Consider the following 1,746-nt stretch of genomic DNA (forward strand, 5'->3'; position numbering starts at 1 on the left):
GTCCGATCCTGCGTCGACACCGCGTACCAACTTGGCTTGCTGCGCCAGGCGGCCACCGTGGTGCGTGACGCAAACAGCGTCTCCGCAATCCGCCCTTGCAGCGCATACAGCACGCGAGCCTTCTCAACTGGCACGTCACCCGCAAAGTCCCGCAAGAAGGCCTCTTCGCTCAACTGCGCAAACCCACCCGACTTGACGAGCCCGGCGCTCGCCGGCGGTGTCGGAAACTTGGCGGCCAGCGAGCCGTAGTCTTCCCCCGCGTCAGGCGCACGCGCGGCCACGTAGACCAGCCCCGCGACCTTCGGATCGACACCAGCCTCGCTGATCACCGTGCCAGCCCACGAGTGCCCGACCAGCAGCGTCGGCCCGTCTTGCAGCGCCAGGATGCGCTGCGTGGCCGCCACGTCGTCGGCCAGCGAAGTGAGCGGGTTCTGCACCGCAGAGGCGCGCAACCCGGCGCGCTGCAGCAGCGCGATCACGTCGGACCAGCACGACCCGTCGGCGTACGCGCCGTGCACGAGCACGACGTTGCGCACGCCCGGTGTGGTGGCAGCTGCGGGCGCCGATGCGGGTTGGGCCGAAGCAAGGCGCGCCGTGGCAGCAAGCCCGACCGTGGCAGCAACACGCGTGGAGAACTGGCGACGAGTGAACATGCGGATTCCCTGAAGGAGTGAGGATCCGGATGCGTCGCGCCCGGCGCGCGGCTTCTTACACCGCTCGCGCGATGTCCCTCAGGCCTCGTCGAGGTCGGTGAACTTGTCGGGGTCGACCAGGTCGCGCAACGGCACGCGCAGCGCATCGGCCAGGCGCCCCATGTTGTCGATCGAGATGTTGCGGCGCCCGAGTTCCACGCTGCTGACGTAGGGGCGTGCGATGCCCGCTTCCAGGCCGAGCGCTTCCTGCGACATCTCCCGCGCGCGCCGCACCCGGCGCAGGTTGCGTGCGAACACGTCGCGGGACGACAGCTTCTTGCCGGGACTCTTTTTCATCCGGGAAGGATTGCGGCGTCTGCACAAGTCCTCCACCATCTTTGGGTTTCGAAGTGTTAACTTTGGGATTCCAAGTGAAGTCTTTGGATTGTTTTTTGAACTTCAAGGGCTTCATTCAGAGCCGCATCGGAAGCAGACGAAGGGAAACCTGGCATGAAGGGCTACGAGATCAACTGCATCACCCTGTCCACGCGCCCCCCGCACCACGACCTCATCACCCACATCGGCCACAGCCAGCTCAAATGGCGCATCGACATCGCCCAGGCCATCCGCTGCATGGACCGCGACATCGAGCGCTACTACGTGGTCGATCGCCTGCGCCGTCAGTGGGTCTACCTCGATGTCGTGCGCGAGCCCGGCCAGCTGCCGCACCTGCGCGCCCGCACCGAGCGCGGCGAGTGGGCCGATCACCTGCTGGCGCTGCCGCACTGCGGCCCCGATTGCGGGGCACCGCCCGCCAAACCCTGCCGCGCCGGCGACCGGTTCCACCCGCTGCGGCCGTGTTGCCCTTGCCGCTGCCGCTGATGTTTTCGCCTAAAGTCAGCGCGCATGACGCTGCGCACCCACTACCCACCCATCGAGCCCCTGGAAACAGGGTTCCTGCCAGCCGGCAACCTGCACTCGCTCTACTGGGAGCRCAGCGGCAATCCCGCCGGCATCCCGGTCATCTTCGTGCACGGCGGCCCCGGGGCCGGCACTTCGGCGAAGGACCGCGGCTTCTTCGATCCCGCCCGCTACCACATCGTGCTGCTCGATC

General features: G+C 67.3%; 3 protein-coding genes and 1 pseudogene. 2 read left to right on the forward strand and 2 right to left on the reverse strand.

Annotation, left to right across the window (positions count from 1 at the left end):
- A partial coding sequence (locus AC1D15_RS30395) for an alpha/beta hydrolase (RefSeq protein WP_477828961.1) occupies positions 1-653 on the reverse strand: 653 nt, incomplete at its 3' end.
- Between the two features lie 78 nt (positions 654-731).
- The gene (locus tag AC1D15_RS30400) at positions 732-989 is read right to left on the reverse strand and encodes a helix-turn-helix transcriptional regulator (RefSeq protein ID WP_047511611.1); all 258 of its coding nucleotides are present in this window, start codon (positions 987-989) and stop codon (positions 732-734) included.
- A gap of 153 nt (positions 990-1,142) precedes the next feature.
- Here AC1D15_RS30400 and AC1D15_RS30405 point away from each other — a divergent pair, with 153 nt between their 5' ends.
- Both AC1D15_RS30405 and AC1D15_RS30410 read left to right on the forward strand, forming a co-directional pair.
- Positions 1,143-1,514, forward strand: a complete 372-nt coding sequence (locus AC1D15_RS30405) for a DUF3892 domain-containing protein (protein WP_477828962.1) — start codon at positions 1,143-1,145, stop codon at positions 1,512-1,514.
- A gap of 24 nt (positions 1,515-1,538) precedes the next feature.
- Positions 1,539-1,746: pseudogene (locus tag AC1D15_RS30410) on the forward strand (prolyl aminopeptidase); the annotation flags it as partial.

The organism is Rhizobacter sp. P2_H2 (genome assembly GCF_056403375.1).